The organism is Peptoniphilus grossensis ph5, from assembly GCF_000311825.1.
Taxonomy (GTDB): Bacteria; Bacillota; Clostridia; order Tissierellales; family Peptoniphilaceae; genus Peptoniphilus_A; species Peptoniphilus_A hominis.
Genome location: NZ_HE978566.1, coordinates 53,435 through 79,100 on the forward strand (window position 1 = coordinate 53,435; position 25,666 = coordinate 79,100).

At 34.5% G+C, this 25,666-nt stretch carries 26 protein-coding genes and 1 riboswitch; of the genes, 22 read left to right on the plus strand and 4 right to left on the minus strand.

Going from position 1 to position 25,666, the window contains the following annotated elements:
* The first annotated feature begins 34 nt into the window (after positions 1–34).
* From HGPG_RS00240 to gltX, 11 genes are all read left to right on the plus strand, one after another.
* Complete coding sequence (locus tag HGPG_RS00240) at positions 35–2,731, plus strand: cation-translocating P-type ATPase (protein WP_019124069.1); 2,697 nt, start codon at positions 35–37, stop codon at positions 2,729–2,731.
* Positions 2,732–2,870: 139 nt separating this feature from the next.
* Positions 2,871–3,251 (plus strand): GntR family transcriptional regulator, encoded by a 381-nt coding sequence (locus tag HGPG_RS00245; RefSeq protein ID WP_019124070.1) that lies wholly within the window; start codon positions 2,871–2,873, stop codon positions 3,249–3,251.
* Positions 3,248–4,087 (plus strand): ABC transporter ATP-binding protein, encoded by an 840-nt coding sequence (locus tag HGPG_RS00250; RefSeq protein WP_019124071.1) that lies wholly within the window; start codon positions 3,248–3,250, stop codon positions 4,085–4,087. Before HGPG_RS00245 ends, HGPG_RS00250 begins: the two co-directional genes overlap by 4 nt.
* The gene (locus HGPG_RS00255; protein ID WP_019124072.1) at positions 4,084–4,686 is read left to right on the plus strand and encodes a hypothetical protein; all 603 of its coding nucleotides are present in this window, start codon (positions 4,084–4,086) and stop codon (positions 4,684–4,686) included. Before HGPG_RS00250 ends, HGPG_RS00255 begins: the two co-directional genes overlap by 4 nt.
* Positions 4,683–5,303, plus strand: coding sequence for an ABC-2 transporter permease (locus HGPG_RS00260; RefSeq protein ID WP_019124073.1), 621 nt, complete (start codon positions 4,683–4,685; stop codon positions 5,301–5,303). The genes HGPG_RS00255 and HGPG_RS00260 overlap by 4 nt, the downstream gene beginning before the upstream one ends.
* Positions 5,300–5,938: an ABC-2 transporter permease gene (locus tag HGPG_RS00265; protein ID WP_019124074.1), complete on the plus strand. Its 639-nt coding sequence runs from the start codon at positions 5,300–5,302 to the stop codon at positions 5,936–5,938. Before HGPG_RS00260 ends, HGPG_RS00265 begins: the two co-directional genes overlap by 4 nt.
* A 138-nt stretch (positions 5,939–6,076) precedes the next feature.
* Positions 6,077–7,402, plus strand: coding sequence for an NCS2 family permease (locus HGPG_RS00270; protein WP_019124075.1), 1,326 nt, complete (start codon positions 6,077–6,079; stop codon positions 7,400–7,402).
* 131 nt (positions 7,403–7,533) lie between these two features.
* Positions 7,534–7,773 carry a type II toxin-antitoxin system Phd/YefM family antitoxin gene (locus tag HGPG_RS00275; RefSeq protein ID WP_019124076.1) on the plus strand — a complete coding sequence of 80 codons (240 nt, stop codon included), beginning with the start codon at positions 7,534–7,536 and terminating at the stop codon, positions 7,771–7,773.
* On the plus strand, positions 7,770–8,042 hold the full coding sequence (locus tag HGPG_RS00280; RefSeq protein WP_019124077.1) for a Txe/YoeB family addiction module toxin: 273 nt from the start codon (positions 7,770–7,772) through the stop codon (positions 8,040–8,042). Before HGPG_RS00275 ends, HGPG_RS00280 begins: the two co-directional genes overlap by 4 nt.
* 99 nt (positions 8,043–8,141) lie before the next feature.
* Positions 8,142–9,704, plus strand: coding sequence for an S-layer homology domain-containing protein (locus HGPG_RS00285; protein ID WP_019124078.1), 1,563 nt, complete (start codon positions 8,142–8,144; stop codon positions 9,702–9,704).
* A gap of 17 nt (positions 9,705–9,721) precedes the next feature.
* Positions 9,722–11,197, plus strand: a complete 1,476-nt coding sequence (gltX, locus tag HGPG_RS00290; protein WP_019124079.1) for a glutamate--tRNA ligase — start codon at positions 9,722–9,724, stop codon at positions 11,195–11,197.
* Between the two features lie 94 nt (positions 11,198–11,291).
* Here the strand turns inward: gltX and HGPG_RS00295 are convergent, their stop codons facing one another.
* From HGPG_RS00295 to HGPG_RS00310, 4 genes are all read right to left on the minus strand, one after another.
* Positions 11,292–12,335, minus strand: a complete 1,044-nt coding sequence (locus HGPG_RS00295; protein WP_019124080.1) for a polysaccharide deacetylase family protein — start codon at positions 12,333–12,335, stop codon at positions 11,292–11,294.
* Positions 12,336–12,399: 64 nt separating this feature from the next.
* Entirely contained in the window at positions 12,400–14,421 is a 2,022-nt protein-coding gene (locus tag HGPG_RS00300) for a YcdB/YcdC domain-containing protein (RefSeq protein ID WP_019124081.1), read from the minus strand.
* Between the two features lie 76 nt (positions 14,422–14,497).
* Positions 14,498–14,707, minus strand: coding sequence for a DUF1858 domain-containing protein (locus HGPG_RS00305; protein ID WP_019124082.1), 210 nt, complete (start codon positions 14,705–14,707; stop codon positions 14,498–14,500).
* 32 nt (positions 14,708–14,739) lie between these two features.
* The gene (locus HGPG_RS00310; protein ID WP_019124083.1) at positions 14,740–15,648 is read right to left on the minus strand and encodes a stalk domain-containing protein; all 909 of its coding nucleotides are present in this window, start codon (positions 15,646–15,648) and stop codon (positions 14,740–14,742) included.
* Positions 15,649–15,734: 86 nt separating this feature from the next.
* On the opposite strand from HGPG_RS00310, the gene HGPG_RS00315 reads away from it, so the two are divergent.
* The 11 genes from HGPG_RS00315 (at position 15,735) to ftsH (ending at position 25,656) form a co-directional block, all read left to right on the plus strand.
* Positions 15,735–16,688: an AEC family transporter gene (locus HGPG_RS00315; RefSeq protein ID WP_019124084.1), complete on the plus strand. Its 954-nt coding sequence runs from the start codon at positions 15,735–15,737 to the stop codon at positions 16,686–16,688.
* Positions 16,689–16,729: 41 nt separating this feature from the next.
* Positions 16,730–16,822, plus strand: a riboswitch (SAM riboswitch).
* A 120-nt stretch (positions 16,823–16,942) separates the two neighbouring features.
* A complete protein-coding gene (gene metK, locus HGPG_RS00320) occupies positions 16,943–18,115 on the plus strand; it encodes a methionine adenosyltransferase (protein ID WP_019124085.1) in 1,173 nt (390 codons plus the stop codon).
* 116 nt (positions 18,116–18,231) lie between these two features.
* Positions 18,232–19,188: a histidine racemase CntK family protein gene (locus tag HGPG_RS00325; protein WP_019124086.1), complete on the plus strand. Its 957-nt coding sequence runs from the start codon at positions 18,232–18,234 to the stop codon at positions 19,186–19,188.
* A gap of 128 nt (positions 19,189–19,316) precedes the next feature.
* Positions 19,317–20,234, plus strand: a complete 918-nt coding sequence (locus HGPG_RS00330) for an SAM-dependent methyltransferase (RefSeq protein ID WP_019124087.1) — start codon at positions 19,317–19,319, stop codon at positions 20,232–20,234.
* Positions 20,235–20,367: 133 nt separating this feature from the next.
* A complete protein-coding gene (locus HGPG_RS00335) occupies positions 20,368–20,646 on the plus strand; it encodes a non-specific DNA-binding protein Hbs (protein ID WP_019124088.1) in 279 nt (92 codons plus the stop codon).
* Between the two features lie 96 nt (positions 20,647–20,742).
* Positions 20,743–20,985: an RNA-binding S4 domain-containing protein gene (locus tag HGPG_RS00340; RefSeq protein WP_019124089.1), complete on the plus strand. Its 243-nt coding sequence runs from the start codon at positions 20,743–20,745 to the stop codon at positions 20,983–20,985.
* Positions 20,986–21,015: 30 nt separating this feature from the next.
* Complete coding sequence (locus tag HGPG_RS00345; RefSeq protein WP_019124090.1) at positions 21,016–21,375, plus strand: FtsB family cell division protein; 360 nt, start codon at positions 21,016–21,018, stop codon at positions 21,373–21,375.
* Positions 21,376–21,384: 9 nt separating this feature from the next.
* Entirely contained in the window at positions 21,385–21,762 is a 378-nt protein-coding gene (locus HGPG_RS00350) for a S1 RNA-binding domain-containing protein (protein WP_019124091.1), read from the plus strand.
* A gap of 44 nt (positions 21,763–21,806) precedes the next feature.
* Entirely contained in the window at positions 21,807–23,141 is a 1,335-nt protein-coding gene (tilS, locus tag HGPG_RS00355) for a tRNA lysidine(34) synthetase TilS (RefSeq protein WP_019124092.1), read from the plus strand.
* Entirely contained in the window at positions 23,128–23,661 is a 534-nt protein-coding gene (gene hpt, locus HGPG_RS00360; RefSeq protein ID WP_019124093.1) for a hypoxanthine phosphoribosyltransferase, read from the plus strand. Before tilS ends, hpt begins: the two co-directional genes overlap by 14 nt.
* Positions 23,662–23,676: 15 nt before the next feature.
* Positions 23,677–25,656 carry an ATP-dependent zinc metalloprotease FtsH gene (gene ftsH, locus HGPG_RS00365; protein ID WP_019124094.1) on the plus strand — a complete coding sequence of 660 codons (1,980 nt, stop codon included), beginning with the start codon at positions 23,677–23,679 and terminating at the stop codon, positions 25,654–25,656.
* Positions 25,657–25,666 lie beyond the last annotated feature (10 nt).

The following is a 25,666-nucleotide window of genomic DNA, read 5'->3' on the forward strand; positions in this document are numbered from 1 at the left end:
AAATATTTTTATTTAGCATTTATAAGGAGGAATTATGGAAAAAAATTGGTATAATCAGTCGCCTGATGAAGTCCAAAAAAATCTTTCCACCACAAAGGAGAGGGGACTAACAGAAGATGAAGCCAAAAAAAGGCTAGAAGAGTATGGGGAAAATGCTCTAGCAGAAGAAAAGAAAAAATCCTTTGGCGAAAAACTAAAGGAGCAATTTTTTGACCCAATGATAATTATTTTAATTGCAGCAGCCCTTGTATCTGTCTTCGTAGGAGAAGGCCTTGATGCAGGAATTATCATTGCCATTGTTATTGTCAATGCCTTTCTTTCAATTTATCAAGAGGGCAAGGCAGAAGAGGCCATTGCAGCCTTGCAGAAGATGTCTTCTCCAAAGGCTAAGGTCATAAGAGATGGCGACCATGAAGAAGTTGACTCAAATAAATTAGTGCCAGGAGATATTATTGTTCTTGAAACGGGAGATATTGTCCCAGCAGATTTAAGATTAATTGAATCATCAAATTTAAAAATCGACGAGTCTTCACTTACTGGTGAATCTGTGGCAGTTGAAAAACACTTTGATGTAGTTTATGATGGCAAAATGGAAATTGGCGATAGAGAAAACTTAGCTTATTCTTCAACTATTGTAACTTATGGAAGAGGCATGGGAGTAGTTATAGAAACTGGCCACAAGACAGAAATTGGTAAAATTGCAACTTCTATTGCAACAGTTTCTGATGAGCAAACTCCACTTCAAAGAAAACTTGCAAAACTTTCCAAAACTCTTGGAATTTTAGTAATAGTTATCTGTGCAGTGGTAATGGGAGTTGGCTTAATTTACAAGCATGACCCACTAGATATGTTTATGACTGCAATTTCCCTTGCAGTTGCAGCTGTTCCTGAAGGACTTCCTGCCATTGTAACTATTGTACTTTCAATTGGCATGGGCAAGATGGCAGAAAAAAATGCCATAGTAAAAAAACTTTTGGCAGTGGAAACTCTAGGTACAACAACAGTAATTTGTTCTGATAAAACTGGTACACTTACACAAAATGAAATGACAGTTGTAAAAGTTTTTACTGACGGACAAGTTTATCATGTATCTGGAACTGGTTACTCTCCAGAAGGGGATGTCACTAAAAAAGATGAAATTGTAACAATTGATGAAGATGAAAATTTAAAGGTTTTATCATCAATTGCAGCCTTAACTAATGATGCAAAATTAAAGCTAAAGGATGGCGAAGCTTCTATCACTGGAGACCCTACTGAAGGAGCCCTTCTTACTTTTGCAGAAAAAGCTGGAAATGGACTGGATAATCTTTATAAAAATTTTGACAGATTGGAAGAAATTCCCTTTGACTCTGACAGAAAGATGATGACAACTTTCCATGACAAAATTTTTGATGCAATTGCATCCTTTACCAAGGGAGCACCTGATGTTGTCCTTGACAGATGCGAAAAAGTTTTAATTGATGGAAAAGAAGTTGAACTTGACGAAAAATTAAGAAAAGAAATTTTAGAAAAGAACAGTGAATTTGCAAGATCAGCCCTAAGATGTTTGGGCTATGCTTATAGAAAACACAGCGATATGCCAAGTGAAATCACATCAGATGCCATAGAAAAGGACATGGTCTTTGTTGGACTTACTGGAATGATTGACCCATCAAGACCAGAAGCCAAGACAGCCATAAAAGAATGTAAGTCAGCTGGCATTAGACCTATTATGATTACTGGCGACTATCTTGAAACAGGACTTGCTATAGCAAAGGACCTTGGCATTGCTGAGCATGACGATGAAGCAATAATGGGTAGAGAACTTAACGAAATGTCTGAGGCAGAACTTAGAGAAATCGTAAAGGAAAAATCTGTCTACACTAGAGTTTCACCAGAAAATAAAGTTCAAATTGTTACAGCCCTAAAACAAAATGGTCACATAACAGCTATGACTGGTGACGGTGTAAATGACGCACCTGCAATTAAAAAGGCAGACATTGGTATTGCTATGGGAATTACAGGCACAGATGTTGCAAAAAACACTGCTGAAGTAATTTTGACAGACGACAACTTTGCCACAATTGTAAACGCAGTTGAAGAAGGAAGAATAATCTATTCCAACATCAAAAAATTCGTGGCTTATCTTCTTTCTTGTAACTTGGGAGAAGTTCTAATAGTTTTAATTTCAATTTTGATGAACTTGCCAGTGCCACTTATTCCAATTCAACTACTTTGGCTTAACCTTGTGACAGACTCTTTCCCAGCTCTAGCACTTGGAGTTGAAAGAGGAGAAGCCGACATAATGAATGAGCCACCTCGCGACCCTGACGAGCCAATTCTAGATACAGAAATAAAAATCACAGTTGCAATTCAATCTATTGCCATAACTGTGGCAACACTTCTTGCATACCTAGTTGGACTTAAGTGGTATGGACAAGCGGAAGGACTACACCACGCAAGGACAATGGCATTTTCAACACTAATTATTTGTGAACTTCTAAGAGCTTACTCATCAAGATCAATTGACAAAACTGTCTTTGAAATTGGAGTTTTCACAAACAAAAAATTAGTGTTTGCGACTCTATTTTCTTTCATGCTAATGCTAGTAGTAATTTATGTGCCAGTCTTAAACGACGCCTTTGGACTCATGGATCTTGGACCAAGAGAAATCGCAGTAGTTCTTGGATCATCACTTATACCACTAGTAGCTGGAGAAATTCAAAAGAAAGTTAGATTTAAGAAAAAATAAATAATTTAATTGTAAAGCCGACAGGGGAAATTCTCTGCCGGCATTTTTTATTGGAGAAAATTTTTTAAAAGCCTTGACAAAATTATTTGACGGGACTATAGTGTAGATATAAAGTATATACACTTAAGGGTGGTGTGATATGAAAATTATTATTTCAAATGATAGCGGTCTTCCAATTTACGAGCAAATAAAAAATCAAATCAAGGCTCAAATTGTTTCGGGAGACTTAAAGGCAGACGAAGCTCTTCCAGGCATGAGGACTCTTGCCAGCGACCTAAAGGTTTCTGTCATAACGACAAAGCGTGCCTACAACGACTTGGAGCAAGAGGGCTACATTTATTCCATGACGGGCAAGGGGTCTTTTGTGAAAAAATTAAATGAAGAAGTGGTAAGAGAAAATGCTCTTGCAGAGATAGAAAAATATTTTACTGACGCAATGACTGTTGCTAAGTCTGCAGGCATTGACATAGAAGAATTGCAAGAAATTTTAAAGACATTAGACGAAGTGGGTGAAGTATGAAAGTAATAGAAATAAAAAATTTGAGAAAAGAATTTAAGGACTTTGAACTTGATATAGATAGTTTAGAAATACCAGAAGGGGCAGTTATAGGTCTCATTGGCGAAAATGGTGCAGGCAAGACAACTCTCTTAAAATGCATCTTGGACCTCTATAGGTATGATGGAGACATAAAAGTTTTTGGAGAAGAGATCCACAAGGAGTCCTTTGAAAAAATTGGGGCAGTGATACCTGACTCCTTCTTTAACGATACCTTTAAGATAAAAGATGTTGTGGACATTTTAAAAGTTGCCTACAAAAATTTTGATGAAGAAAGATTTTATGACTGTGCAGATAAATTTAAGATGCCAAGGGACAAAAAATTAAAGGAACTCTCTACAGGCAACTTGATGAAGCTAAAGATAATTTCTGCAATTTGCCATAAGCCAGAATTATTAATTTTTGACGAGCCAACTTCGGGCCTTGACCCAGTTATTCGTGACGAGATTATAGGTTTTCTCTTTGATTACATCAAGGACGGGGACAAGACAATTTTATTTTCATCCCACATCTTGTCTGACATAGAAAAAATCGCCGATTATATAATTTACATTCACGAAGGAAGACTAATCTTATACGACGAAAAGGACGCCCTCATAGAAAAGTATGGAATCTTAAAAACTTCTGAAGAAAATTTAGAAAAATATGGAGATTTTATTCTAAAGACAAGAAAAAATAAATATTCCACAGAGGCTCTCATAAAAAATGTCCAGGTTTTTAAAGAATTTTATCCCAATGAAGTTGTTGATAAGGTAAATGTGGAGGATATAATGATATTTTTATCAAGAGGTGGACAATGAAAGCAGTATTAATAAATGAGTGGAAAATATTTAAGTATTATTTTTTAGCATCAATAGTAGGATTGGCATTAATACTCTTAATTTTTATTAATAATAGGGGAGGAGACAACAGACTTCTTAACTACTGCATAGCGATTGTTACTTATACACTGAGAGGTCAAATTATATTTGGTGATAAGTATAGTGATATGTGTAAGTTCCTAACAATGCCAGTTTCTATTAATGACTATACCCTTGGAAAAATCATGAGGAATATAATTGTTTATGTAATAACATCGACAGCATTTTTTTCTTTAGTAATTTTTAAAGAAAATATTACAATGGAAATTATAAAAAGATTTATATTTTATTTTTTAGCAATTGATTTTAGCTTAATGAGCATCTTCCACGTAATTTTTTCAAGATATCAAAAACCTTTTATTTTTATAATTTATATGATATCAGTTTTAATAGTTGGGCTTCCAATGCTTAAATACACAAAGTATCTTTTGAATTACAAAATAATTTTTATAATTCTTTCCATAGTCTTACCAATAATATCAGTTTTTGTGGATTATAAATTCTCATCAAAACTTTTAAAGGAGAATGAGATAGTATGAAAGCAGTATTAATAAATGACTTTAAACTTGTAAAGAATATTGCCCTACCAATTGTTATATTTATTACTTCCATACTTTTTATTGGTTTTTTGATAACAGGACAAGTCTTCAGCAGATTTTTTAGCCAATGGACTCTTACAATGATATTTATCATTAGGGCACAAAGTGTTTTTGGAGATAACTTTAAAGATTTTCAAAAGTTTGTGACTATGCCAGTATCTATTGAGGACTATTCTCTCGCTAAGATATTAAAAAACCTAATAATCTTTGTAATTACTTCACTTGTTTTATTAATGGGAATAATTATTAGCACTGATGAAGACAAAAATTTTATGACAAATCTTTATCTAAGCATATTTATAGCCCTAGACTTTATGTCACTTAGCCTCAGCCACATTGTTTTTACAAAATATAAAAAGGGAATAGTTGTATTTCTTTACACTATTTTGATTGTAGGCTTAGGAATATTTTTTGGCATGACCTATGCAGCCTATTACGAAAATTTATTAAACTACAGACCTGCCTTTATAGTAGGATCAATAATAATTTGCATCTTGTCCTTTAAGTTAGACTACAAGTTTTCCACAAAATATTTGAGGGAGAGGAGAATCCTATGAAATTACTCTTACTAAATGATTTTAAAATTAGAAAAAAATTTATCATCGCCTATTTCATATTTATTGCAATTATTTTTGCCTTAAAGACTCTTGGACTTTTCTCTGAGGAATTTTCCTTCTTTGCAGACAAGGCCTTCGCCCTATTATTTATGTCAGCCCTCCTAGTTCACTATGTTCTATATATAATATCCAGCGAAGGAATGATAGTGGACAAAAGCAAGCCCTACCTTTTGACACTTGGTGCAAGAAGAGCTGACCTAATAAATGTAAAATTTCTAAAGATACTTATGATTTTTATAATAGATTCAATTTTAATTTCTTATATCATGCGAGAAGTTGAAATAAATGGCGTTGATTTTAGGCTAGGATTCTTTTTTGTCTTATTTTTAATGGCATACTATCTTATAAGTATTCCAATCTATCTTCACTTTGGGCAAACAAGTGGCATGGGAACAATGTTTACATCTTCACCAGCTCTTCTTCCTATATTAGATAAGTTTGGAAAAGATCCAGCAGGATTTTTCGTGGGAATAATTAAAGGAAGTAGTAACATAGCCTTATCCTTATCTTTAATTATTTTAATTATAATAATTTATGCCGCCTCAAGAATCATCGCGGAGAAAAAAGATTTTTAATTATTAATAGACTCAAAGGACTTTTGATTTCAAGAGTCCTTTTTAATTTGTTAATTTATAAAACAAAACTTCACCATACTTGTGTCATTTGCCCCTCAATGTGATAGAATGAAAATGAATTTATATGAGGAGGAAAAAATGGAAACAAATTCAAGTTTTTTAGAAAGAAATTTTTCTCTAAGTGAGAGAAAGACCAATGCCAAGACAGAATTTTTGGCAGGACTTACAACTTTTATGACCATGTCCTATATTCTAGTTGTAAATCCAAACATGTTATCTGAAACTGGAATGGACAAGGGTGGAGTTTTCACTGCCACTATTGTTGCATCTATTATTGCTATGCTCTTTATGGGTTTATTTGCAAACTTGCCCTTTGCACTTTCATCAGGTATGGGACTTAATGCATTTTTCACATACACAGTAGTCCTATCTATGGGTCACGATTGGTCCTATGCACTTACTGCAGTATTCTTAGAAGGTGTCATCTTTATAGTCATGAGCTTTTTCAACATTCGTGAGGCGATATTCACTTCAATACCCATGTCACTTAAGAATGCAGTATCTGTTGGTATAGGCTTATTTATAACCCTAGTTGGACTTACGTCAGCAGGAATTATTGTAAATAACGACGCAACTCTTGTTGCCCTTGGAGAAATTGCATCAAGACCATCCTTTGTTTTTATAGTATCACTTATGGTCATGGCACTTTTGACAGCAAAAAATGTCAAGGGAGCTCTTTTATATGGAATAGTAACGGGAACTGTTCTTGCACTTATTTTAGGAGTCACACATCTTCCAGGAGGAATGTTATTTTCACTTCCACCATCACTTGCTCCTGTTGCCTTTAAACTTCACTGGGGCGATTTATTTACCTTTGACATGTTTTCAGTAATGTTTACATTTTTATTCGTAGATTTATTTGACACAGTGGGAACTCTTACTGGAGTTGCAACAAAGGCAGATTTAATTGACGAAGATGGAAACCTCCCAGGAGTTGGTCGTGCCCTATTATCTGATGCCATTGGTACAGTTGTGGGAGCACTCTTGGGAACATCTACAGTTACAACTTTTGTTGAGTCAGCATCAGGTGTAGCTGACGGAGGAAGAACTGGACTTACATCACTATCCTGTGCCTTCTTCTTCCTTTTGTCACTATTTTTCTTCCCAATATTTTCTATTGTGCCAGCCCAAGCAACATCAGCTGCCCTAGTAATGGTAGGACTATTTATGATCAGTCCAATTAACCAAATAAAATTAGACGACTACACAGAATCAGTGCCAGCCTTTTTGACAATGGTTACAATGCCCTTTGCCTATTCAATTGCAGAAGGTATTTCAGTTGGTATGATTTCTTATGTAATATTAAAAGTAGCAACAGGTCGTGGAAAAGAAGTTAGCCCTGTAATGTATATCTTGGCACTTATTTTTACACTTAGATATTTAAGACCAATACTACCTTTTTAATCTTTAATTTTTAGACTTTAGCAATTACTGCTAAGGTCTTTTTTTGAAGAATTTTTAGAATGATGAAGTAAAATATTGAATAAAAATTTTAAATTTTATATAATGTACATGAAAGTGTACGAGGTGATTATATGGAAAATGTAAATGCAACGAATTTTAGAAAAAATATTTTTGAATACTTAAACTCAGCAGTTTCCTTTGGCGATGTAATAAATATCAGCACAAAAAATGGAAATGCTATTGTAATAAGCGAAGATGAATATAATTCCTTAGTAGAAACTGTCTATTTATTGTCAATTCCTGGTATGAAGGAAAAATTAATTGATGGAAAAAAGGCAAGCCTTGATGACTGCCAGGAGCTTAAGTGGTGACTTATAAAATCTTAATAACCAAAGCTGCCCTTAAGGACAAGGAAAAAATTAAAGGAAACAAGGCTTTAGAAAGTAAAGTAAAAAATTTAATTGAACTAATTTCTAAAAATCCTTATGAAAGTCCGCCATCCTTTGAAAAATTAAAGGGCGACCTTGATGGACTTATATCCAGAAGAATTAACATCCAGCATAGACTTGTCTATGAAGTTTATGAAGAGGAGAAGGTCGTAAAAATTATTAGTATGTGGACTCACTATGAAAATCTTTAAAATTTTATTTTAAAACTTAAGCTAATGACATTTAAACACACATTTATTGAATTGTTTAAGCCCCTTTAGTATAATTAAAGTATTAAGGGGGCGTTTTTAATGAAAAAAATGTTTTTATACATACTTATGGCTTTTACACTTTTTGTAAATGTTTTTGCAGCTGAAGATATTCAAGTTGTCTTGGAGCAACCTGCTCTTTCTGAAGTGAAGAGTGGCGACTCCTTGAAGTACAATTTAATTGTCAATTTGCCAAATAATTACAAGGAAAAGTATTCTTCTTTCTCTGTTACTCTTTTGTTTGACAAGGCAATTGAGGTTAAGGGCACAAAGCTTTTAGAGGGAGAGGAGTCTCAAGGCAAACTCGACATTAGAGAGACTTCTATTAAGGGCAAGGACCAAAATATTGTCACTATAAATGCCAACGACCTTTCTGTCATCAAGGGTGACAAATTAAATCTTGAAATCGACACTAGGGTTAAAAATGATGTTGGTTCAAGTTCCAATCTTAAAAATTCCTTTGTCCTAAGTTTTGTGGACAAGGCAGGAGAAACTAAGAGCGACCAAAAAAATCTTGAGTCTTCTACTAAGACGCAAAATGGAGTTCTTTCTATAAAGGATGTTTACGATGGCTCCAGTGAAATTGTTGGAAAGACTGAAAAAAATGCCATGGTTAGACTTGCCATTGACAAAAAAGTTGTTGCCAACGCTATTTCTGATGGGGAAGGCAATTTTAAAATTGAAAATTTAGATTTGAAAGAAGGTTCTTTAATTAGAATTGTTGCTGCAAATAAGGAAAAAGAGGCGAGCTTAGATTACATTGTCAAGGCAAAGCTTGAGTCAAAGAAATCCACTGAACTTGTTAATGACAACAACGATGAAAAGGAACTTTACAGCATTATTAAGACTCTTGAAAAATTGACAGATTATGTTGATTTTGCAAAAAATCTTTCAACAGCAAAGGCAAGCATTCAAAATGAAAGAAGAATTCGCGCTGCCATTGCATCAGCTGAATATGTTGTTGTAAAAAGTGAAGTGTCCTCTGATGAAATAAATAAATCCTTTGAGGAACTTCAAAAGTCCATTGAAGTAATTAGACTTCCATATATGTCAGGTATTGCTAAGGATAAATTCGCTCCCGACGAAAAAATCACAAGGGCTGAAGCTGCTTCAGTTCTAAAAAGGGTAATAGATGACAAGGCATCTGCCAATGATATTTCTTCCTTTAGAGATTTAAAGGAAAGCGACTGGTTTTACGATAATATTGTCTTTATTGAAAAGGCTGGTTTAATTTCTGGCTATGATGATGGAACTTTTAGACCAAGGGAAGCCATGACAAGGGCACAATTTGCCAGCATGATGGCAAATTATTTGAAGCTTCCAATGGGCAATAATCCCATTGACTTTAAGGATGTAAAGGAGAACTTCTGGGCAAGAGATGCCATTAACACACTTTCAAGTCAGGGCATCATGGTTGGTAAATCTAAAAATGAATTTAAACCAAATGATAAGATCACAAGGGCAGAGGCTGCCACAATTTTTAACAAAGTTTTAGATAGAAAGATAAATAAATCTTTCTTAGATAAATATTCAAAGAACCCATTTAAAGATATAGATAGAAAACATTGGGCCTACTATCAAGTAATAGAAATCACAGCAAAATAAGGAGAGAGGAAGAAAAAATGTCAGATATTAAAGTAAGATTTGCACCATCACCAACAGGTTATTTACACATTGGTGGACTAAGAACTGCCCTATACAATTATTTATTTGCCAAGAAAAATGGCGGCAAGTTTGTTTTGAGAATTGAAGATACAGATAGGACAAGATATGTGGAAGGTGCCATAGAAAACCTAATTGAATCCCTTGAATGGGCAGGCATCACTCACGATGAAGGTGTCTTTGTAAAAGATGGAAAGATTACAGATGTAGGCGACTGCGGTCCTTATATCCAATCAAACAGACTAGAAATTTATCAAAGATATGTTGATGAACTAATTGAAAAGGGTTACGCCTATTATTGTTTCTGTTCTAAGGAAAGACTAGACAATCTTCGTGAAGAACAAAGAATTAAGGGAAAGGTGCCTAAGTACGATGGACTTTGCCGTGGCATTCCTCTTGAAGAGGCAAAGAAAAGAGTTGCAGCTGGCGAAGACTATGTTGTTAGACTAAAACTTCCTAAAAACAAGGACATAACTTTTCACGATGCAGTTCGTGGAAAAGTTACAATAAACACAGACGAAATTGACGATCAAGTTTTGATGAAATCTGACGGATTTCCAACTTATCACTTGGCTGTAATTGTGGATGACCACCTAATGGGCATCACTCACATTGTAAGGGGAGAAGAATGGCTACCATCAACTCCAAAGCATGTTTTTATGTATGAATGTTTTGGTTGGGATGCGCCAGAATTTGTTCACCTACCAACAGTTTTAAACAAGGACAGAAAAAAACTTTCAAAGAGACAAGGCGATGTTTCAGTTGAAGACTTTAGAAATAGGGGCTACCTACCTGAAGGAATTGTAAATTATCTTGCTCTTGTTGGTTGGTCACCAGAAGATGGCGAAGAAATTATGTCCATGGATGAATTAATAGAAAAGTTCTCCTTTGAAAGAGTAGGGAAGTCTGGAGGGATTTTTGACACAGACAAACTAAACTGGGTCAACTCTCACTATATGAAGTCCTATGACTTAGAAAAATTATCTGAACTTTCAATTCCTTTTGTGACAAAATCTGGACTTTTGACTGAAGAAGAAATAAGAGGCAACTTTGAATGGTATAAGATTTTAATTGACACAGTAAGAGAAGCCTGCGACAAATTAGAAGACATTCCAAAACACATTGACTTCTTATTTGGCGACATTGAAATAACAGAAGATTCAGCTAAGGAAGAATTAGGGCAAGATCATGTAAAGGGACTACTTGAATCTTTTATAAAGATTGTAGAATCTCATGACGAAATAGACATGGAAACTGCCAAGGGACTAATGAAGGAAGTTCAAAAGGACTCTGGAGTAAAGGGTAAAAAACTTTACATGCCAGTAAGGGCAGCAATATCTGGAAATGTTCACGGACCAGAAATGCAAAATATTATTTATCTTTTAGGAAAGGATAAACTAATTGAAAGAGCAGAAAAAATTAAAAATTCACTTTAATTTGAAGTAGATAAAATTTAAGAGAAATAAAAATGAGGACTGAAAATAAAAATCAGTCCTCTTATTTTTTATGAAGTTCTTGAGAAAATTTGAATTATTTTAAAACTCCAAACTCATAGCCTCTGTCTTTGAAATATTTTATTACAGAAGTTAGTGAGTCAGCAGTTAGCTGTTTATTTCTTGCGTCGTGGGCAAGAACAACAGCAATCTTTGTATTTTTATTTTCATTAAGACTCTTGTCCAAATAATTTACAAAACCATTTACTGTAGTTGGTCTCACAGATTTTTTTTCTGCGTCGCCGACAAGGCAGTTCCAGTCAATCCAGTGTATGCCATTGGATTCCAAGAGGGCGTTACTTGCCTCTGTGTTTTGCCAAGACATTTCGCCGCCAGGATACCTAAAGACGCTGGAGTGAAAGTCAGGTCCTAGAATATTTTTTAGCCTTTCATTTGTTTTTGTAATTTCTTCATAAACTCTTTCAGGGCTAACTACTCTTCCTGGATAGAGATAGTCGTAGTCGTGACTAAAGGAGTGAGTGGCAATGGAATTTCCATTTCTTAAAATTTGGCGAACTTGACCTGCAGTTTTATCTCCTATGGACTTGCCTACTAAGAAGAAAGTTGCGCGAGCATTTTCTTTTTTTAGGATGTCCAAAACTTGTGGAGTTATAGAATTATTTGGTCCATCGTCAAAGGTTAAGAATACAATTTTTTTGTCCCCGCCATAATTATTTTTCGTAATGTAGTGGCGAATTTCCTTTGCATCATAGGCATACTTGTCAGCTTTTTTCAAGTGGTTGGACCCCTTGACTATAAATTCATCTTCCATGCGAAGGAGGGGATCCAGTGCAACATTTGATATATATTCTGGATCATAATAGTATTTTCTCGGTCTGTCCTTATTTATTTCGTTGGCATAGTACCACATAAGGGCAGGAGAAATTTCATCCTTTGGTTTCTTTATGGCAGAAAAGATCTTTGAAAATATAAAAATAAGGATTAGGGCAAAAATTGAAATAGAAATTATCTGTCTTATTCTCTTTCGCCTTCTAGCCTTTTGCCTTCTTAATTTTTTTCTCTTATCATAATTTGAATTTTTATTTGCATAAGCCTTTGCATCGTAATTTGTTTGGGTCATAAAAAACCTCCCACTGATAATATACATCAGTGGGAGTAAACTTGCAATTACAAAAGAATTACAATTACTTTATTGAGTTATAGATAAGGTATAAAATTTCTTCAAGACTTGGTTCTTTGTCTGGATTTATTTCCTTATCAATGTAGCCAAGGCCCTTTGCCACTATATAATAATTTTCATAGTCGCCTAAAGATTTTTGATTTTTAAAGATGTCCTCCTTAAAAATTCCCTTTGCCTTTGTGAAGTCTTCATAGCCCCTGTATATTACTAAAATTTTTATGGCATCTTTTTCAGGAATTTTCTTGTCCTTAACCTTATCCTCATCTAAATCATAGCGGTCAAAGTCGAAATAGTCGCCTTGGTATCTTCCATTGAGGAGACCTAAAAATTCCTTGTAAGTTATTTTGTCAGATAATTTTTTGCCGATTGTTCCAATTTCCATGTCCTTTAAGGAATTAATTGCATCCTTATCCCTTGCCTTATCAAAGTCTTCATAGGATATTTGGTCTTTAAAGTTAACTATATCTCCAAATTTGTCTCGCAAAATTTTATCTTCGCCAATTATTGGCACAACATTTTTTATTTTTCCATAGAGAAGCTTAGGACCCTTTTCAGTCATTTCATACTTGAGACCAAAGTTTTTAGAATTTAGATAGATTTTATTTGCCTCATCCTTTGTAAGAGCTATATCTTTTGCCTTGCTAAAATCTGCTGTTGAAAAATCTTTTTGATAAGTTACAACATTTTTCTCGTCGTCAACAGCAATGGTTAAGCCTTCATCTAGGACTGGAAGAGAGTTCGCATACCTTGGTATGTTAAGGATAGTAGTGTAGTCAAATTTCTTTACATCAATTTTTTCTAAATTAAGTTGAGTCTTGTCGCCATACTTTTCTAGGAAGCTTAGGGCAATTTTTTTAGCTTCTTCATCAGTTACCACAGTCTTGACATCCCTTTTGTCAGCCCAAATATCTAAGCCCACTAATTTTAAAGTCTTGGCATTTAATACTATGGAGCCATTATTTTTTTCCTTTTCAAGAATTATTCTGTAATAATAATTGTCCTTGTCAGAAGTTAGGGCAATACTTTCAACTGTATAAGACTTGCCCACAATTTCAAGAGCCTTACTTTTTGCCTGAGACTTCTTCTTTAAGTCTTTAAGACCGTCAATTTTTTTCACTTCAACTTCACTTAAGCCAGCTGAATCCTTTGCTTCTTCAGTTGCATAAGGCACATAAGAATCTACAAAATCATTTTTAAAAACTTTGCCAGTAAGGGCGTCAATATCAACTACTTCACTTGAAAAAACTTTTTCTACAGACTTGCCGTCTCTACTTACCTTGTAGGAGAGAGTGAGAGGTGATTTTTCTAAAAATATTTTTTCAGCATCTTCAGGACTAATTTTTGCCTTCTCTTTAAAGTCCTTGTCCTTTAAAAATGTACTTGCATAGGCATTGTAACCCATGAGCATCATGTCAGTAATTTCGCCAGTTTCAGTTGAAAAGCTGACATTCAAATAATTATCAGCAAGAGGGATGCCAGATAAAAGTCTTTGGTAAGAAAAATCTATATTTTTGCTGCCAGGATAGATGCTGTAGTCAGATAAAATATATTTCTTGTCAAAATCCTTTATTGCCTTCTTTAAAATATTTTCTGCTGCCTTTAGAGCTTCATCCTTTGAATATTTTTCCTTATTATTTTTCTCATCACTAGAATTTCTCCACTTATTATAGGAAATAAATTCTCCATCGCTAGTGTAGGAGACGCTGACTTCGCCTAACTTTTCGTCAGACCACCTGTAAGTAGTAATGGACTTATTTTTTATGAGCTTATTTAAGTATTCACTTCCACTATCACTATTCATTGGGTCACTGGAAATAGTAAAGCTTTCATAATCTCCAGTGATGTCAAAAATCTTTTTGATTTCTTCAACTTTTTTCTTTTCAGCCTCTGTAACTTCAAGGGTCACTGCCTCATCTGTTTCAATATATTTGGAGACCTCATTTACTGCATGGTCTCTATTTACACTGGCGTAACAAGTACTTGTAAGTAAAAGTAAAGTGCTAGCTAAAATTAATTTCTTATTCATATTTTTCTCCTTATTAAAGTATTAAAGTATCTATGTAAAAAAAGAAGAGGCCTCTGCCCCTTCAACTTAGCTTAAATTAAGCTTCTGCTTCTTCTTTGCTATCTTTATTAAGTGCAGCTACAAGCATATTAGGATCTATACCATGAACCATGGCAGCTTCTTCAAGAGATTCCATTTGAGAAGATGGGCACATAATACAGCCCATGCCGAAGCTCATTAAAGTGCCAATTGATTCAGGCTTTTTTGAAAGAATTTCTCCAATTAACATTTCTTTTTTAATTTCCAATGTAAACACCTCCTATTAGATTATACCCAATCTTATTTATATTTAAAAGATGAGTATTTAATAAAATTATTTTCAGTCTTTCCACCAAGAGAGATTTCAAATTCACTTGTAGAATCAAAACCCTTGGCAGCCAAAGTTTTTGCAACTTCAAATTTGCCTTCATAAGGGAAGACTTCAGATTTTTCACCTTGACTTACTTGAATATAAGGCTTGTAAGTGAATTTGCCATTATACTTAGTTGAAGTTGGAAGAACTTCAACAATATTTTCTGACTTAATGTATTTCGCCTCGCCGTTAACTTGTCCTTCATCCTTGGTAGCTAGAATACTATTATTGATATTTCCTAAAAATTTATCAATATCTAAGATTGGATCCTTTAAGATGTCCAGACTTTTATCTCCATAGCTTGCTCTATAATCAAGTATTTTTATTTCAACTTGATTGTTTAAAATGGCCTTGGGTTCAATCGACCTTGAGTCAATTGTCACCTTATTGTTTTTTTGGTCGTAGTCAACTACAAAGCCAATAGTTTGTCCCAACTCTCTAAGCTTAAAATAATTGTAGCCGTCAATAGTGTAGACATTAAGAGAATGTCTCACTCCATTTACAATAATATTGTGAAAGGATTTTTTTACTTCGCTGTCACTATCCTTTAGGGGACTTAAATCAGAATCAGTTTTTGTGTAGTCGGACTTGCTGTTTATGATGACAGTTTCCCTCTCTTGGTCGTAGCTAACGCTAAACTCAGCATCTTTTCCATCAAGAAGTGCAGCAACATCTCTTAGTTTAAAATAATTGTTGTCCTCAATATTGTAGCCCTTAACGCCAGTGTCTTTGCCGTCAAGCACAATGCTTTGGCTAGAAACTTTTGCGCCAGCAAAGACATTTATGCTTGAAAATAAAATAAGTGATGAAACTACAGCAGCTAGAATTTTTTTCATATTATTACCTCCCAAGTCTATTGTATTTTAAAAGATGGCTCTCGACAAGAGAAAATATTTAACCTATAATTTATAGTGGTGATGAAATGGAAAACTTATTAATGGGATTTAATATTGTATCACCTGTTTTTTTTGTCTTGCTCCTGGGCTACTTCGCAAAAAAAAGGGGATACATAGATAATAACTTTGTGGACAAGGGTACATGGATAGTCTTTTACCTAGCCCTGCCCTTTAAATTATTTTACGACATAAAAAATGCAAGGATTGTCTCCCTGCATCCAAAATATGTGGCATATATACTCTTGGGAGTAATTTTTGTAATTTTTATTTCAATAATTATTGCCAAGGCTTTGAGGATTAAGGACAAGAAAAAATTATCTGCCTTTGTCCACTGCGCCTATCGCTCAAACTTTGTCTATGTTGGCTTTCCAATCTTAGACATAATTTATAATGGTGCGCATTCCATGGAGCACATGATAGTCATAATTGCCTTTGGCCTCACCCTTTATAACATATCTGCAATAATTCTCTTAACTTATTACAGCGAAGCAGAGGACAAGAGCATTTCCTTTATTGATATTTTTATAAAAATTTTAAAAAATCCAATGATTGCCGGCGTTGTTGTGGGTGCAATTTTTAATTTCTTGCAGCTTCCTGTATATCAAGGAGTGGACAAGGCAATAGAGATGGTGGCAAAAATTTCAACGCCTATGTCTCTTATACTAATTGGGGCAAGTTTAAATTTTGAATCTTCAAAGTCCGACTTTAAGCTCATGTTTATCTCTGCCTTTATTAAGACAGTTATAGCTCCGGCACTGCTTATACCAATTGGAGTTAAGCTTGGCTTTACAAACATGGAACTGGGCATAGCCTATGTCTTTTGGGCGACACCTTGTGCGGCAAACTGTTTTATTTTCACAAAGCAAATGAAATCCGACTATGAATTTGCATCAAAGGTAATAACTTTAAGTTTTATCATGAGTATTATTACCTATCCTGTAGGAATTTCTTTAATGAATTATTTTAATCTATTGCACTAAGTAAATGTTGATGTTATAATCAAGCTACAAATAAAAATAATACCTTATTGAGAGTGGTGGAGTGAATGGGCACTTTGAAACCCGGCAACCTAGTTGGTGCTAAATCCCACAGATTTTTATCTGAAAGATGAGGTTTAATGGTCCTCACTTTTTGCGTGAGGATTTTTTTATGGATTAGTATTTCAAAATAAATATAAAGGCAAAAAATTAATTCATACATTAAATCAAAGGTATTTAAAATGGAGGAATTAAAAATGAAAAAATGGCAATTTAGTTCAGAGTCCGTTACTGAAGGACATCCTGACAAAGTTTGTGACCAAATATCTGATGCTATATTAGATAAAATTTTAGCAGAAGATAAAAAGGCGAGAGTGGCATGCGAAACTATGGCATCCACTGGAATGATAGTTATAACTGGAGAAATCTCAACAGACACTTATGTTGACTTTGAAAAGACAGCAAGAGAAGTCCTAGAAGATATTGGTTACAACAGAGCTAAGTATGGCTTTGACGGAAGAACTTGTGCAGTTTTATCTGCAATTAAAGAACAATCTTCTGACATTGCCATGGGCGTTGACAGATTTAAGGAAGCTAGAGTTGATGAACTTGACGCCTTTGGAGCAGGAGACCAAGGAATAATGTTTGGCTTTGCTTGCAATGAAACTGAAGAGTTAATGCCTCTTCCAATTTCTCTTGCCCACAAGCTTGCACTAAGACTTACTGAAGTGAGAAAAAATGGCACACTGGACTATTTGAGACCAGACGGCAAGACTCAAGTAACTGTTGAATACGAAGACGACAAGCCTCTAAGACTTAAAAATGTTGTAGTATCTTCACAACACGCACCAGAAGTTCCAATGGAACAAATTAGAGAAGATATAATAAGAGAAGTTGTAGAAAAAGTTGTGCCTGAAGGCTTAATTGACAAGGACACAGAATTTTTCATCAACCCAACAGGCAGATTTGTAATTGGTGGACCAATGGCAGATGCTGGGCTTACTGGCAGAAAAATAATCGTAGACACTTACGGTGGCTTTGGAAGACATGGAGGAGGAGCTTTCTCAGGTAAAGATCCAACAAAGGTAGATAGATCTGGAGCCTATTATGCAAGATACATTGCAAAAAATCTTGTGGCAGCAGGACTTGCAGACAAGGTTGAAATTGGACTTGCCTATGCAATTGGTATTGCCAGACCAACTTCAGTCTATGTAGAAACTTTTGGCACTGGCAAATTATCTGACGAAGAAATCGAAAAAATTATTATGGAAAACTTCGACATGAGACCAGCTGCAATAATTCGTGACCTTGACCTTCTAAGACCAATTTACAGACAAACTGCAGCCTATGGTCACTTTGGAAGAGATGACTTAGATCTTCCATGGGAAAAGACAGACAGGGTAGAAGATTTAAAAAAATATTTAAAATAAATAAGTGAGTTAAAAAGAAAAAATCGGGTACAAAAAGCTTGTTGAGTAAAAAACACTAACTTAGTATGTTATAATAAAAATGTAAGTTAAAGTTTAGATTCGAGAAGAGGATGATTATGAAGAAAAGTTTTAAATATTTTAGGGCTAACCCTTGTGGTAATATTACTGGATTTGTAGTGGCACCAGTTTATCCAGGCTATAGAAAAGCTTATACAAAGTGTATAATTGAACAAATAGATAAGGATGTTGAACAAGTTGGATTTATTTCACCAGCCTATGAAGGCGCACCACTTAGAATGGACATGATGGGTGGAGAATTTTGTGCCAACGCAACTAGGGCCTATGGACTTTATTCTGCAGGTTTCTATGACACTGATGGACTTGTTGACATTGAAGTCTATGTAAGTGGTCATGAAGGAACTACTGATGTAATAGCTGATGTGAAAAATCAAAAGGCTTATGTAGCAATGGATGCTCCCCTTGCAAAGAAGACTGTAAAAGTTAAGGGTGGGGACTACAAACTCATTCAACTACCTGGAATAAGTCATCTAATTGTTGAAGGCAAAGAAGATGAAAAATTTGTCCAAGATGCCCTTGAAGTTCTTAAAAAAGATTACAAGGACGAAGCCTATGGAGTAATTTTCCTTGACAAGGAAAAGCTAGAAATCGTACCCTTTGTCTATGTAGAAGGTTCAGACACCTTATTTAGAGAATCTTCTTGCGGTTCAGGCACAGTTGCAGTAATAAATTATCTTGAAGATGATATAGATGGTCTTGATGAAGATTATAAAATTTCCATTAAGAACCCAGCAGGTGAACTTGAAGTTTTTGTCTACGAATTTGAAAATGGCAAAAAGCTTTGTGTAGGTGGAGAAGTTGAACTATCTGAAGTAGAAAAGAAATCAATTGACATTCCACAAGATGTTGTTGCCAGCGTAATTGCTGAACATGACAAAATCGTTGAAGAAAGAAAAAAACAAATGGCTGAAGAAGAACAAGAAAAAGTTGTAGACGAAAGCGACTTAACTGATGAAGAACTTGAAATAATGAGAAAAAAATTTGGCTTTGATTAATTTTTAGTTTATCGAAGAAAATTTTATAAAGATTTAAAGAGAGGGCGACCTCTCTTTTTTATGCCTAAAAGTGTAGACAATAAAAGATTTTTTTAAGCACAGCTGATATAATGTAAGAGGTGATAAAAATGATAAATGTTGTTGGACTTGGGTCTACTTCTGCCAAAGATCTCACTCTTGAGGCAGTAAAAATTATGAAAAATGGAAATAAAAATTTTTTGAGGACAGAAAGGCATGACTCTCTTTCTTTTTTTGAAGAAAATAAGATAAATTATGAGTCCTTTGACTATCTCTACGATGAAATGGAAAGCTTCGATGAAGTTTATAATAAAATCGTAGAAATTTTAATTGAAAAATCTAAAGATCAAGACATAAATTATTTTGTGCCCGGTACTCCTCTTGTTGCAGAAAAAACTGTGAAGTTCCTAATAGAAAGAGAAGTTGAAATAAATATAGTTAATGGCATTTCTTTTATTGAGCCGGTTCTGGCAGCAGTGGGAAGGGATGCAGTAGATGGACTTTTGTTTTTAGATTCAGATGCAGATAAGTTTGACTTTGATACAAGAAGGGACACCCTAATCACTCAAGTTTACAACAAGAGAATTGCATCAGATTTATCTCTCTTGCTGCAAGAAGTTTATGATGAAGAGGATTTAGCCTATGTTATTACCAATGCAGGCCTCCCAGATGAGATCCTTAGAGAGGTAAAAATTTATGAGCTTCCAAGACTTGATGACTACAACCACCAGTCCTGTGTCTACATTCCAAGAAGTTGTGGCAAAAATTTTAATATGATTTTAAATAAAATTTCTTCTATTATTAGTGAAAAAGATATTTATTTAGATGATGAAAATTTTGAAAGTATAAAAAAAGAAATTTTAGAAAAATCTAAGTCGATTTCCATGGACTATGAAGAGGAAAAAGATCTTTTATCCCTCTTATTTTTCTTAATTTTGTTAAAGGACAGGGATGGTCTAATAGATTTAAGACAAATTTATGAAGAAATATATAAAAAATTGGATAAAATAGCGATTTTTTTAAAATAAATGTAGAAAATAAACGCAACATGAGTTATAATTGTAACAGTCTTAGGTTTGCGCGCCCAATGAGTGCCTAATGTTTTCTGAAACATTGCAATTCTAAGAAAAGATTATAAAAAATCTTCAAGGAGGATATAAAATGAACAAATCAGAATTAGTAGCAAACATTGCTGAAAAATCAGGTCTTACTAAAAAGGACGCTGAACAAGCTTTAAACGGATTTATTTCTTCAGTTCAAGAAGCTCTTGCTAAAGGAGAAAAAGTACAATTAGTTGGATTTGGAACTTTCGAAGTTAGACAAAGAAAAGCTAGAGAAGGAAGAAACCCTAGAAATCCAGAAGAAGTTATTAAAATTCCTGCATCTAAAGCACCAGTTTTCAGATCAGGTAAAGCTCTTAAAGAAGCTGTTAATAAGTAATAAAAGAGAAGGCGAGGCCTTCTTTTTTTATACTCAAATTTCTTATAAGTATTGAATTATTCTAGTTTTTTTGATATATTCATAGTGGAGTGAATTATGAGATTAGATAAATTTTTAAAAAACTCAAGACTTATTAAGAGAAGGACTATCGCAAAGGAAGCTTGCGAAAAGGGACTTGTCAAAATCAATGACAAAGTTGCTAAGCCAGCAGATGATGTCAATGTAGACGACATTCTTTCTTTAAAACTTGGCGAAAGAGAAATCAAAGTCAAGGTTAAGGACATTTCTGATGTCAACAGCAAAAAGGATGCAGAAACTCTTTACGATAGAATTGACTGAAGGTAATTGGATTTAAATTGGAGAGAATTTATGAAGGCTAAAAGAAAAAAATTCCCAGTGGCTCTTGCCCTAATAATTTTATTTTCTGTTGTATATGGTTCTGTGAAAATCGGCAAATCAATTTCCATAAGAAACCAAAAACTTGAAATTATTTCTGGGAACAAAAAAGAAATTTCTAATTTAAAACTTGAAATAGATAATTTAAATTCAGAACTTGAAAATTCTTCTTCTGCAGATTTTGTAGAAAAAGTTGCCAGGGAAGAATTGGGCATGGTTAAACCTAGAGAGGTTATCTATGTAGATAAAGACAAGGAAAAAGTTTCAAATAAAGATAAATTTGTCAGCGAAGAAAAAGTTTCTAATAATAAAAATAAAGATTTAAATAAATAGGAGGAAGTTATGGATTTATCGCCAGGCGATATTGTTGAAGGTGTAGTTAGCAAGGTAACTAAATTTGGAGCCTTTGTTGATTTAAAGGAAGGCAAAAGTGGTTTAGTACATATTTCAGAGATTGCAGATACTTTTGTTAAAAATATTGAGGATCACATCAAAGAGGGCGACGAAGTCAAGGTCAAGGTTCTTAGCATTGACGAAAAGGGAAAAATTGCCCTATCAATTAAGGATGCCCTTGAAAAAAAGGAAGAGCCCAAGGATGAAAAAGTTGATGAAAGATTTGAAGATATTTTGAGCAAATTCTTAAAGGAAAGCAATACTAAACTTGATGAAGCGAGAGCTAGATATAATCAAAAGACAAAGAAGAGGAATTCTAGAAATTAGCAAGTGGTTGACTATCCTTTGATAGTTCTACCACTTTTTTTATTATGGACAAGTTATTTTTTGAAAATTTAAAAAAATTAAATATTATAAAAAAAGACGACAAGCTCTGTCTTGCAGTCTCTGGTGGAGCCGATTCCATGTATCTTTTTTACAATTTTATGGATTTAAGAGATGACTTTGATTTAGACATAATAGTCTGTCATTTAAACCATGGCATTCGTAAGACTGCCAAAAGAGATGAGGACTTTGTAAAAAATATTTGCAGGGACTATGGGGTAAAATGCCTTACAAAGACTGTGAATATGGATGAATTTGCAAGACTTTATAAACTTTCATCAGAGGAAGCTGGAAGAATTTTAAGGTATGAATTTTTTAGGGAAAATTCTTTTGGGAGAAAAATTTTAACTGCCCACAATGCCAATGACCGTGCAGAAACTCTCCTATTTAACATTATTAGGGGAACAGGTATTAGGGGTCTAGTTGGAATAAGTGAGGTTAATGAGGACATTTACAGGCCTCTCATTGACATAAAAAGGTGTGACATAGAGGACTATTTACATAAAAATAATTTGCCCTATGTTGAGGACGAGACAAACTTTGAAGAAATTTACACGAGAAATAAAATTAGGCTTAGCCTCATACCAAAATTAAGTGAACTCAATCCAAATATTATTGACGCCCTTCTCAGACTTTCAGAAAATGCTTCTGACGCCTCTGATTTTATAGAAGAACTTGTAGAAGAAAATTATAGTAAGTGCATCAGGGATAATTATTTTATTGTAGAAGAAATGAAAGAGCTTAACAAATTCCTAGCTTGCGAAATTATTAAATCATACTTGGCAAAAAACTTTTACAGTGAAAATATTTTAAGTAGGGACAATATTTTAGGTATCTACGACTTGATCTTGGGTGAAAGCGGAAGAGTCATCAACCTTGGCAGCAAAATCTCTGCCAGAAAATCCTACGACAAAGTTTTTGTTGAAGAGGAAAAAAGTGAATCAGTTAAGAGAGAAGCAAGCTTAAAATTGGGTAATAATTACACAGACTTTGGTGAAATTTTTATTTCAAAAGATGGGGCAATTTCTAAGGGAGACTGCTTTATAAAAACTATAGACTGTGATAAAATTAAGGGAAGCCTTTTTATTAGAAGGAGACAAAGGGGCGACAGGTTTAAGCCTCTCGGCATGAAAAATAATAAAAAGTTAAAGGACTATTTTATAGACAGAAAAGTTGACAGGTTAAAGAGGGATGAAATAGGTCTTATTTGCGATGATGAAAAGATTATCTACGTTCTTGGCATGGATATTTCTGAAGATGTCAAGATAGATGAAAATACTTTAAATAAACTCGTTTTGGAGGTTAAAAATGTCAGATATTAAAGAAGTTCTTATTACTGAAGAAGAAATTCAAAATAAGGTTAAGGAACTTGGAGAAAAAATAACTGAAGATTACAGGGACAAGGATCTATTTTTACTTGGCATACTAAAGGGCGCCGTTCCCTTTATGGCAGATATTATGAGAAAAATAGACCTAGACCTTGAATATGATTTTATGGATGTGTCCAGCTATCAAGGCACAAGATCCATGGGTGAAGTTAGAATTTTAAAGGACATATCTACTTCAATTGTTGGCAAGGATATTTTAATTGTGGAAGACATAATTGATACTGGCATAACCCTTTCTTATTTAACAAAGGTGTTAAAGTCAAGAGGTGCAAATTCCATTGAAATTGTCACTATGCTTTCAAAGCCAAGTAGAAGAAAAATTGACTTACCTGTTAAATACAATGGATTTGAAATTGAAGATTATTTTGTAATAGGATATGGAATGGATTATGACGAAAAATACAGGGCTCTTCCTTATATTGGAATACTAGATGAGTCTGTATATTCAAAATAAGAAGGGGTGATATAGTTGAATAAAAAAATTGGAGGAGCAGGTTTTTATATTGTACTAATTTTAGTATTAGTGCTTACAATAAAATTTTTCAGCCCACCAGTAAATACAGTGGATGAAAAAAGTTTTACTGAATTTGTCACAGAACTGGACAAGGGAAATGTAAAGAGTGTGACACTACAAAATGGAGTTGACTCTATTGCCAGCGTTAAATTAAAAAGCGATGAATCCTTTAGGACTGTAATACCTAAGGAGGCATCAGATACTTTTTATAAGGATTATTTAAAGGAAAAATCTGATGCTGGCGAGATAAATGTAATCTCCACACCAACTAAGCAAACTTCTTTTCTTGTTGAATGGATTCCAACTCTATTGATGTTGGGAGTATTAATTTTCTTCTGGTACAAGATGATGCAACAAGCTGGCGGTGGCGGAGGAAAGATGAATTCCTTTGGCAAGAGCAAGGCTAAACTCATAAATAAGGAAGATTCAAAAAATCTTGTAAAGTTTAAAGATGTTGCAGGTCTTGAAGAAGAGAAGGAAGAACTTGGAGAAATTGTTGATTTCTTAAAAAATCCTAAGAAATTTATAAACATGGGGGCAAGAATACCTAAGGGAGTTCTCTTGGTGGGACCTCCAGGAACTGGTAAGACTTATCTATCTAAGGCAGTTGCTGGCGAAGCAGGCGTTCCCTTCTTCATCATGAGTGGATCTGACTTTGTAGAAATGTTTGTGGGCGTTGGTGCATCAAGAGTAAGAGATTTATTTGAAAATGCAAAGAAAAATGCACCATGTATAATTTTTATAGATGAAATTGATGCTGTTGGAAGAAGAAGAGGGGCAGGCCTCGGCGGCGGACATGACGAAAGAGAGCAAACCTTAAACCAACTTTTAGTTGAAATGGACGGCTTTGGCACTAACGAAGGCGTAATAGTAATGGCTGCAACAAATAGGGCAGACATACTTGACCCTGCCATTTTAAGACCAGGCAGATTTGACAGAACTGTCTATGTAGGAAAGCCTGATGTCCGTGCCAGAAAGGCAATACTTGAAATTCACTCAAGGGGCAAAAAACTTGCAAAGGACGTTGATCTTGAAGTCATTGCCAAGAGAACTCCTGGCTTTACTCCAGCAGATCTTGAAAACTTGATGAATGAATCTGCCCTACTTGCTGCAAGAAGAAATGACAGCGAAATTTCCATGGAAGATGTTGACGAAGCATCAATTAAGGTGCAAGCAGGTCCTGCAAAAAAATCTCGTGTAGTTTCAGAAAAGGAAAGAAAGCTAACTGCAGTTCACGAGTCAGGACACGCAATTGTGTCAAGGCTTCTGCCAGAAGAAGATCCAGTCCACATGATAACAATTATTCCAAGGGGAATGGCTGGCGGCTTCACTGCCTATCTTCCAGAAGATGATGTTTCCTTTATGACAAAGAAAAAAATGGAAGCTTCCATTGTATCTCTACTTGGAGGAAGAGTTGCAGAGTCCCTTGTCCTTGATGACATATCTACTGGCGCATCAAATGACATTGAAAGGGCTACAAAAATTGCCCGTGCCATGGTAACTCAATATGGAATGAGCGACAGACTTGGCACCATAAATTATGATTCATCTGAAAATGAAGTCTTTATCGGTCGTGACCTTGGCAGGTCAAAGGATTATTCTGAAAGAACTGCTGCAGAAATCGACGAAGAAGTTGCTAGAATTATAAATGAAGGCTACTCAAAGTGTAAGGAACTTTTAAGCGACAACTTAGACAAGCTCTTGGCACTTTCCGATGCACTTTTGGAAAAGGAAACAATTTATGCCAATGATTTTGAAAAGATCTTTAATGGAGAAAAATTGGAAGAAGAGTCTATAGACATTGACGACTCCATAAAGGTCACTGATCTTTCTGAAGAAGCTCGCCAAATAATTAGCAAAAAGGAAAGTGAAAAGAAAGATAAAGAAGTCAGTGAAGACAGAGAAGATAAAGAAGAAGCAAAGGATTCAGAATAAATTTATTAAA

Coding starts and splice junctions, on each gene's coding strand:
- HGPG_RS00240 (WP_019124069.1), top strand. CDS start 35: ATGGAAAAAAATTGGTATAATCAGTCGCCTGATGAAGTCCAAAAAAAT.
- HGPG_RS00245 (WP_019124070.1), top strand. CDS start 2,871: ATGAAAATTATTATTTCAAATGATAGCGGTCTTCCAATTTACGAGCAA.
- HGPG_RS00250 (WP_019124071.1), top strand. CDS start 3,248: ATGAAAGTAATAGAAATAAAAAATTTGAGAAAAGAATTTAAGGACTTT.
- HGPG_RS00255 (WP_019124072.1), top strand. CDS start 4,084: ATGAAAGCAGTATTAATAAATGAGTGGAAAATATTTAAGTATTATTTT.
- HGPG_RS00260 (WP_019124073.1), top strand. CDS start 4,683: ATGAAAGCAGTATTAATAAATGACTTTAAACTTGTAAAGAATATTGCC.
- HGPG_RS00265 (WP_019124074.1), top strand. CDS start 5,300: ATGAAATTACTCTTACTAAATGATTTTAAAATTAGAAAAAAATTTATC.
- HGPG_RS00270 (WP_019124075.1), top strand. CDS start 6,077: ATGGAAACAAATTCAAGTTTTTTAGAAAGAAATTTTTCTCTAAGTGAG.
- HGPG_RS00275 (WP_019124076.1), top strand. CDS start 7,534: ATGGAAAATGTAAATGCAACGAATTTTAGAAAAAATATTTTTGAATAC.
- HGPG_RS00285 (WP_019124078.1), top strand. CDS start 8,142: ATGAAAAAAATGTTTTTATACATACTTATGGCTTTTACACTTTTTGTA.
- gltX (WP_019124079.1), top strand. CDS start 9,722: ATGTCAGATATTAAAGTAAGATTTGCACCATCACCAACAGGTTATTTA.
- HGPG_RS00295 (WP_019124080.1), bottom strand. CDS start 12,335: ATGACCCAAACAAATTACGATGCAAAGGCTTATGCAAATAAAAATTCA.
- HGPG_RS00300 (WP_019124081.1), bottom strand. CDS start 14,421: ATGAATAAGAAATTAATTTTAGCTAGCACTTTACTTTTACTTACAAGT.
- HGPG_RS00310 (WP_019124083.1), bottom strand. CDS start 15,648: ATGAAAAAAATTCTAGCTGCTGTAGTTTCATCACTTATTTTATTTTCA.
- HGPG_RS00315 (WP_019124084.1), top strand. CDS start 15,735: ATGGAAAACTTATTAATGGGATTTAATATTGTATCACCTGTTTTTTTT.
- metK (WP_019124085.1), top strand. CDS start 16,943: ATGAAAAAATGGCAATTTAGTTCAGAGTCCGTTACTGAAGGACATCCT.
- HGPG_RS00325 (WP_019124086.1), top strand. CDS start 18,232: ATGAAGAAAAGTTTTAAATATTTTAGGGCTAACCCTTGTGGTAATATT.
- HGPG_RS00330 (WP_019124087.1), top strand. CDS start 19,317: ATGATAAATGTTGTTGGACTTGGGTCTACTTCTGCCAAAGATCTCACT.
- HGPG_RS00335 (WP_019124088.1), top strand. CDS start 20,368: ATGAACAAATCAGAATTAGTAGCAAACATTGCTGAAAAATCAGGTCTT.
- HGPG_RS00340 (WP_019124089.1), top strand. CDS start 20,743: ATGAGATTAGATAAATTTTTAAAAAACTCAAGACTTATTAAGAGAAGG.
- HGPG_RS00345 (WP_019124090.1), top strand. CDS start 21,016: ATGAAGGCTAAAAGAAAAAAATTCCCAGTGGCTCTTGCCCTAATAATT.
- HGPG_RS00350 (WP_019124091.1), top strand. CDS start 21,385: ATGGATTTATCGCCAGGCGATATTGTTGAAGGTGTAGTTAGCAAGGTA.
- tilS (WP_019124092.1), top strand. CDS start 21,807: ATGGACAAGTTATTTTTTGAAAATTTAAAAAAATTAAATATTATAAAA.
- hpt (WP_019124093.1), top strand. CDS start 23,128: ATGTCAGATATTAAAGAAGTTCTTATTACTGAAGAAGAAATTCAAAAT.